This is a genomic window from Mycobacterium sp. TH-M106 (assembly GCF_057473765.1).
In genome coordinates this window covers 1-7,455 of the sequence record NZ_JBYCLE010000250.1, presented here as the reverse complement: position 1 = coordinate 7,455, position 7,455 = coordinate 1, and the positions used below count along the sequence as shown (strand labels likewise).

At 67.8% G+C, this 7,455-nt stretch carries 5 protein-coding genes; all 5 read left to right on the top strand.

Translation table 11 applies throughout. The features are described from left to right. Positions 1-2,254: valine--tRNA ligase (locus AC2VOP_RS08650; protein WP_486960583.1), on the top strand; the 2,254-nt coding region annotated here is incomplete at its 5' end. Continuing rightward, positions 2,251-3,663 (top strand): bifunctional tetrahydrofolate synthase/dihydrofolate synthase, encoded by a 1,413-nt coding sequence (gene folC, locus AC2VOP_RS08645; protein ID WP_486960582.1) that lies wholly within the window; start codon positions 2,251-2,253, stop codon positions 3,661-3,663. The genes AC2VOP_RS08650 and folC, both read left to right, overlap by 4 nt. After that, positions 3,660-4,037, top strand: a complete 378-nt coding sequence (locus AC2VOP_RS08640; RefSeq protein WP_486960581.1) for a DUF4233 domain-containing protein — start codon at positions 3,660-3,662, stop codon at positions 4,035-4,037. The genes folC and AC2VOP_RS08640 overlap by 4 nt, the downstream gene beginning before the upstream one ends. 38 nt (positions 4,038-4,075) lie before the next feature. After that, positions 4,076-4,486 (top strand): nucleoside-diphosphate kinase, encoded by a 411-nt coding sequence (gene ndk, locus AC2VOP_RS08635; protein ID WP_486960580.1) that lies wholly within the window; start codon positions 4,076-4,078, stop codon positions 4,484-4,486. 200 nt (positions 4,487-4,686) lie between these two features. Further along, positions 4,687-7,344 (top strand): Rne/Rng family ribonuclease, encoded by a 2,658-nt coding sequence (locus tag AC2VOP_RS08630; protein WP_486960584.1) that lies wholly within the window; start codon positions 4,687-4,689, stop codon positions 7,342-7,344. Positions 7,345-7,455 lie beyond the last annotated feature (111 nt).

Below are 7,455 nucleotides of genomic sequence, written 5' to 3'. Positions count from 1 at the left end.
CACGATCGGCACCCAGATGCGGCGGCTGGGCGACGGGGTGGACTGGAGCCGCGAGCGGTTCACCATGGACGACGGTTTGTCGCGGGCGGTGCGCACCATTTTCAAGCGGCTCTATGACGCCGGGCTGATCTATCAGGCCGAGCGGCTGGTCAACTGGTCGCCGGTGCTGGAAACCGCGATCAGCGATCTCGAGGTCAAATACGAAGACGTCGAAGGTGAGCTGGTGTCGTTCCGGTATGGCTCGCTGGACGACGCGCAGCCACACATCGTCGTTGCCACCACCCGCGTCGAGACCATGCTCGGCGACACCGCGATCGCGGTGCACCCCGACGACGATCGATACCGCGCGTTGGTCGGCACGACGCTGCCGCATCCGTTCCTCGACCGCGAGCTCCCCGTCGTCGCAGACGGACACGTCGACCCGGAATTCGGCACGGGCGCGGTCAAGGTCACTCCCGCTCATGACCCCAATGACTTCGAGATCGGTCTGCGCCATCAGCTGCCGATGCCGTCAATCCTGGATACACGCGCCCGGATTGTCGGCACTGGAACGGAATTCGACGGCATGGACCGCTTCGAAGCCCGCGTCGCCGTGCGGGAGGCGTTGGCCGCGCAGGGCCGCATTGTCGCCGAGAAGCGGCCCTACACCCACAGTGTCGGGCATTCGGAACGCAGCGGCGAGGTCATCGAGCCGCGACTGTCGATGCAGTGGTGGGTCAAAGTGGGCTCGCTGGCCGAGGCTGCCGGTGATGCGGTGCGGCGCGGGGACACCGTCATCCACCCGAAAAGCCTGGAGCCGCGCTGGTTCTCCTGGGTCGACGACATGCACGACTGGTGCATCTCCCGCCAGCTGTGGTGGGGCCACCGCATCCCGATCTGGTATGGACCCGATGGAGAGAAGGTGTGCGTCGGCCCGGACGAGACCCCGCCCCAGGGCTGGCGTCAGGACCCTGACGTGCTGGACACCTGGTTCTCCTCGGCGCTGTGGCCGTTCTCCACTCTGGGCTGGCCAGATCACACCGCTGAACTGGAGAAGTTCTATCCCACCAGCGTTTTGGTGACAGGTTACGACATCCTGTTCTTCTGGGTGGCGCGGATGATGATGTTCGGGACTTTCGTCGGGCCGCAGGTGCCATTCCGAAACGTGTTCCTGCATGGCTTGATCCGCGACGAGCACGGCCGCAAGATGAGCAAGTCGCGCGGCAACGGCGTCGACCCGCTGGACTGGGTGGAGAAGTTCGGCGCCGACGCGCTGCGGTTCACCCTGGCCCGCGGCGCCAGCCCGGGAGGTGACCTGTCCGTCGGCGAAGACCACGCTCGCGCGTCGCGCAACTTTGTCACCAAGCTGTTCAACGCCACCCGATTCGCGCTGCTCAATGGCGCCTCGATGGACCCGACGGCGCCGCTGCCGGACCCGGCTGGGCTCGCCGACCTGACCGACGCAGACCGGTGGATTCTGGGACGCCTGGAAGAGGTTCGAGCCGAGGTAGATTCGGCTTTCGACCGATACGAGTTCAGCCGGGCCTGTTCGGCGCTCTACCACTTCACCTGGGACGAATTCTGTGACTGGTACCTCGAACTGGCCAAAACGCAGCTTGCCGGGGGGCAGCAACAGACCGCTGCGGTGCTGGCAGTGTTGGCAGTGTTGGCTAAGGTGCTGGATACCTTGCTGCGGCTGCTGCATCCGGTGATTCCGTTCGTCACCGAGGTGTTGTGGCAGCAGCTGACGCGGCGGGAGTCGTTGGTGATCGCCGAGTGGCCTGCTCCGTCCGGGATAGCCATGGATCCGGTTGCGGCGCAACGGATCAGCGATATGCGCAAGCTGGTCACCGAGGTACGGCGATTCCGCAGCGACCAGGGGCTGGCCGATCGCCAGAAGGTTCCGGCCCGGCTGACTGGCGTTAACGAGTCAGATCTGGCCGCGCAGCTGACAGCGGTGATGTCGCAGGCGTGGCTGACCGCGCCCGACGGTGATTTCACCGCCTCGGCATCGGTGGAGGTACGGCTTTCCGGCGGCACGGTGGTCGTCGAGCTCGACACCTCCGGCGTGGTGGACGTTGCCGCTGAACGGCGCCGGCTGGAGAAGGATCTGGCCGCCGTCCGCAAAGAGCTGGCCGCCACCAGTGCCAAGCTGGACAACCTCGAGTTCCTGGCCAAAGCGCCCGCGCACGTCGTCGACAAGATCCGCGACCGGCAGCGGTTGGCCGCCGACGAAACCGACCGCATCAGCGCCCGCCTGGCGGATCTGGCGTGAGCGCCCCAACGCCCACCCCGGACGAGATAGCTTCGTTGCTGCAGGTCGAGCACCTGCTGGACCGGCGCTGGGGCGAAACGAAGATCGAGCCGAGCCTGACCCGGATCAGTGCGCTAATGGACCTACTCGGCTCCCCGCAACGCAGCTACCCTTGCATTCACATCGCGGGCACTAACGGCAAGACCTCGGTGGCGCGGATGGTCGACGGGCTGCTGACCGCGCTGCACCGGCGCACCGGTCGCGCCACCAGCCCGCACCTGCAATCCGCGGTCGAGCGCATCGCGATCGACGGCACCCCGATCAGCCCCGCGAAGTATGTGGCGACCTACGTCGAGATCGAACCGTTCGTGCAGATGGTCGACGAGTCGTCGCGGGAGAACGGCGGCCCGGCGATGAGCAAGTTCGAGGTGCTGACCGCGATGGCGTTCGCGGCGTTCGCCGACGCGCCGGTCGACGTCGCGGTCGTCGAGGTCGGACTGGGCGGTCGGTGGGACGCCACCAACGTGGTCAATGCGCCGGTCGTGGTGATCACCCCGATCGGCATCGACCACGTCGAGTACCTGGGTGACGACGTCGCCGGGATCGCCGGCGAAAAAGCCGGCATCATCCACCGGTCCGACAGTGAGCTGGTGGACACCGTCGCCGTCATGGCGGCGCAGGTGCCCGAGGCGATGGAGGTGCTGCTGGCGGCCTCGGTACGTGCCGACGCGACCGTCGCCCGGGAGAACTCCGAGTTCGCGGTGCTGCGCCGTCGGCTCGCGGTCGGTGGGCAACTGGTGGACCTGCAGGGCCTCGGCGGGGTGTACTCGGAGATCTACCTACCGCTGCACGGGGAGCATCAGGCGCACAACGCGGTGCTGGCGTTGGCGGCTGTGGAGGCGTTCTTCGGCGCCGGTGCCGCGCGCCAGCTCGATGTCGACGCGGTGCGGGCCGGTTTCGCGGCGGCCAGCAGCCCGGGCCGGCTGGAGCGGATGCGCAGCGCACCCACCGTGTTCGTCGACGCGGCGCACAACCCGGCCGGGGCGGGTGCACTGGCGCGGGCGCTGGCCGACGAATTCGACTTCCGGTTCCTGGTCGGCGTGGTCAGCGTGTTGGCAGGCAAGGATGTGGACGGCATCCTGGCGGCGCTGGAACCGGTGCTGGACCGGGTCGTCGTCACCCACAACGGCTCGCCCCGGGCGCTGGACGTCGAAGCGCTGGCGTGGGCAGCCCAGCAGCGATTCGGTGCAGACCGGGTGATCACCGCCGAGGCGCTGCCGGACGCTATCGAGACGGCGACCGCCCTGGTGGAGGACGACTCAGCCGGCGGGAGCGCGACCGGCGGGACCGGCGGGACCGGCGTTGTGATCACCGGCTCGGTGCTCACCGCGGGGGCCGCACGCACCCTGTTCGGACGTGAACCGCAATGACGGAACAGCCAGAACAGCCGGAACAGCCGCCGCCGGTGGACCCGTGGCGCAGTTTCCGCGGAGTGATGGCCGCCACCCTGGTGCTAGAGGCGATCGTGGTGCTGTTGGCGCTGCCGGTGGTAGCCAATGTCGGTTCGGTCGGCGACGGGATGACCACGACGTCGCTGGTGTACCTGGTCGGCCTGGCCGTGGCGCTGGTGCTGCTGACCGGCATTCAGGGCCGGCCCTGGGCCATCTGGGTAAACCTGGCACTGCAGCTGGTGCCGATCGCCGGTTTCCTCGTCTACCCGGGGGTGGGTGTGGTCGGTGTGCTGTTCACCGTGGTGTGGCTGCTGATCGCCCACTTTCGCGCCGAGGTCAAGCGGCGTCAGTGACCGACGGGCTGACCGGGGTTTCGATACGCTGTCAGCTTGTGACCGAGCGGACCCTGGTGTTGATCAAGCCGGACGGCGTGGGTCGCCGGCTGGTGGGGGAGATCATCAGCCGGATCGAACACAAGGGCCTGGCGATCGCGGCGCTGCAACTCATGACCGTTGACGACGTGCTGGCCCGTCTGCACTACGCCGAGCATGAGGGCAAGCCGTTCTTCGCGTCGCTGCTGGAGTTCATCACGTCCGGCCCGGTGGTGGCCGCCGTTTTAGAGGGGCCGGCCGCGATCGAGGCGTTTCGGCAGATCGCCGGCGGCACCGACCCGGTGCAGCAGGCCGTGCCCGGAACCATCCGCGGGGATTTCGCGCTGGAAACCCAGTTCAACCTGGTGCACGGCTCCGATTCGCCGGAGTCCGCCGAGCGCGAGATCGCGCTGTGGTTCCCCGATCTTTGATCCGGGCCGCCGAGCATGCACGGACTCGCACGCGGCGCGTCCGCGCAGTGCGATTCCACGCATGCTCGCCTGAGACCGCGAGCGGTATGGGATAATGGCGGTCGGGTGAACGTCACCGGACCGGTGGCTAACACCCGAATGAAGACTTAGGCGAGTGCGACCACCGCCGCGTGCGGTGCGGCGCCGATCGTCCAGCCTCCATTCAGCCAGGCGCCGAGTGGGTTCCACCCGAGCCGCTCGGGGCGAGACCATCACAAGCCCGGGGGGAAGTGACCCGGGCAGACAACGCAAGCCCTCGCGTGGCCGCGTCGCCGCGACGCGCCCGGGGGCTCAAGGAGATTTACGTGGCCGACGATGCTTTTTCCGCAGACGTACCAGAACAACCGACACAACACGACGATTTACCGGAGTCATCGGCCGTAGCCTCTGCAGCCGAAGAACCCGAGTCTCGGCTGATGCTCGAGACGACGTCGCGCCCCGAGTACCTGCCCCTGTTCGTCGCACCGCAGTCGGTGCCTTCCGGTACCGGTGAGAACGCCGACACCGGCACCGACCTCGTCGACGACGACACGGACATTGACGACGACGACGGGGAACGACCGGCAAGCCGGCGCCGGCGCCGCGGCCGACGTGGTCGCGGCCGTGGCCGCGGATCTGACGACCGCGGCGACGCACCCGACGCCGACGACGAGACCCAATCCGACGATGCCGACGAGGCCGAGCAGGCCGGTGCCAGCGCCGACACCGGGGACGCCGGCTCCGCCGAGGAGGCCGGGAGTCGGCGGCGGCGACGCCGCCGGCGCCGCAAGTCGGGCACCGGCGACGAGGGCGACGCGGGTGACACGGAGTCGTCCGCAGCATCCGACGACCCGCCCAACACCGTGGTGCACGAGCGGGCTCCGCGCGGCCAGGGTGGCGCCGGGGACGAGATCCAGGGGATCAACGGGTCGACCCGGCTGGAGGCCAAACGGCAACGTCGCCGTGACGGGCGTGACGCCGGCCGGCGTCGTCCGCCCATCCTGAGCGAGGCCGAGTTCCTGGCCCGGCGCGAGGCGGTCGACCGGGTGATGGTGGTGCGTGACCGGGTCCGAACCGAACCACCGTACCAGGGTGTGCGTTACACCCAGATCGCGGTGCTGGAGGACGGCGTGTTGGTCGAGCATTTTGTTACCTCTGCTGCATCCACGTCTATGGTCGGCAACGTTTACCTAGGCATCGTCCAGAACGTGCTGCCGTCGATGGAGGCGGCGTTCGTTGACATCGGCCGCGGCCGCAACGGTGTGCTCTACGCCGGCGAAGTGAACTGGGAAGCCGCCGGACTGGGCGGGGCCAACCGCAAGATCGAACAGGCCCTCAAACCCGGTGACTACGTGGTGGTGCAGGTCAGCAAAGATCCGGTCGGGCACAAGGGCGCGCGACTGACCACCCAGGTGTCACTGGCTGGTCGCTACCTGGTGTACGTACCGGGGGCGTCGTCGACCGGGATCAGCCGCAAGCTGCCCGACACCGAACGCCAGCGACTCAAAGAGATCCTGCGTGAGATGGTGCCCCCCGAAGCCGGTGTCATCATCCGCACCGCTTCGGAGGGTGTCACACCCGAGGACATCCGCGCCGACGTGAGTCGGCTGCAGCAATGTTGGAGCCAGATCGAAACCACGGCCGCCGAGGCTGCGGAGAAGGCCGCCGGCGCCGCGCTGACGCTCTACGAAGAGCCCGGCGTGCTGATCAAGGTGATCCGCGACCTGTTCAACGAAGATTTCTCCGAGCTGATGGTCTCCGGCGACGACTCCTGGGCGACCATCGAAGAGTACGTGAACTTGGTGGCCCCCGACCTAGTAGCGAAGCTGACCAGATACCAGCCCCCGGCGGGTCCGGACGGGCAGCCCGGCCCGGATGTGTTCGCAGTGCACCGCATCGACGAGCAACTGGCCAAGGCGACGGAGCGCAAGGTTTGGCTGCCGTCCGGGGGAACCCTGGTGATCGACCGGACCGAGGCGATGACCGTGGTGGACGTCAACACCGGCAAGTTCACCGGATCCGGCGGCAACCTTGAGGAAACGGTCACCAAGAACAACCTGGAAGCCGCCGAGGAGATCGTGCGGCAGCTCCGCCTTCGCGACATCGGCGGCATCATCGTCATCGACTTCATCGACATGGTGCTGGAGTCCAACCGGGACCTAGTGCTGCGCCGGCTGACCGAGGCGCTGGCCCGCGACCGCACCCGCCACCAGGTGTCCGAGGTGACTTCGCTGGGGTTGGTGCAGCTGACCCGCAAACGGTTGGGCACCGGCTTGGTCGAAGCCTTCTCGACGTCTTGCCCGCAGTGTTCCGGCCGTGGCATCGTGCTGCACACCGATCCGGTGGACACCGCCGCGTCCGGTCGTAAGCCCGAGTCTGGACGGCGCGGCAAGCGAGCGAAGAAGAGCAAGTCCGACCAGCCGGTGGCCACTGTGCCGTCGCATGCCCCGGGCGATCATCCGATGTTCAAGGCCATGGCCAGTATGGCCAGTATGGCCCCAGCCAACGGCCGCCAGGACGAGGAGTTCGAGGAGTTCGAGGAGTCTGCGGCCCGGACCACCGCCGAGCCCGTCGATGACGCCGACGACTTCGCGGACATGGCGGCGGACCAAGACCAGGACGAAGACGAAGAAGAAGACGAAGAAGAAGACGAACTTGACATGGAAGTCGATCTGGCCGAGGACGACGGTGACTTCGACGACGACCTGGAGGTCACTAACGGCTCGAACGATGACGAGGATGACGAGGACGACGGCTCCGGTGTGACCGCCACCGCGAAGGCTCCGGTGCGCCGGCGCCGCGCGGCGGCTCGCCCGGCCGGGCCGCCGACCCGCGTTTGACCCTTTAGCCGCTGGTCACGTACAGTTGACCAGTTGTCGCCAGGCCGGGCCGGCAAACTCCCAGACCACAGGTGAGCCCGATGGCGCGCGCCCCGAGAGCACCCGACAGCA

What these genes read in the sequence shown, in the direction of transcription:
- AC2VOP_RS08640 (WP_486960581.1), top strand. Translation starts at nt 3,660, where the DNA reads ATGACGGAACAGCCAGAACAGCCGGAACAGCCGCCGCCGGTGGACCCG.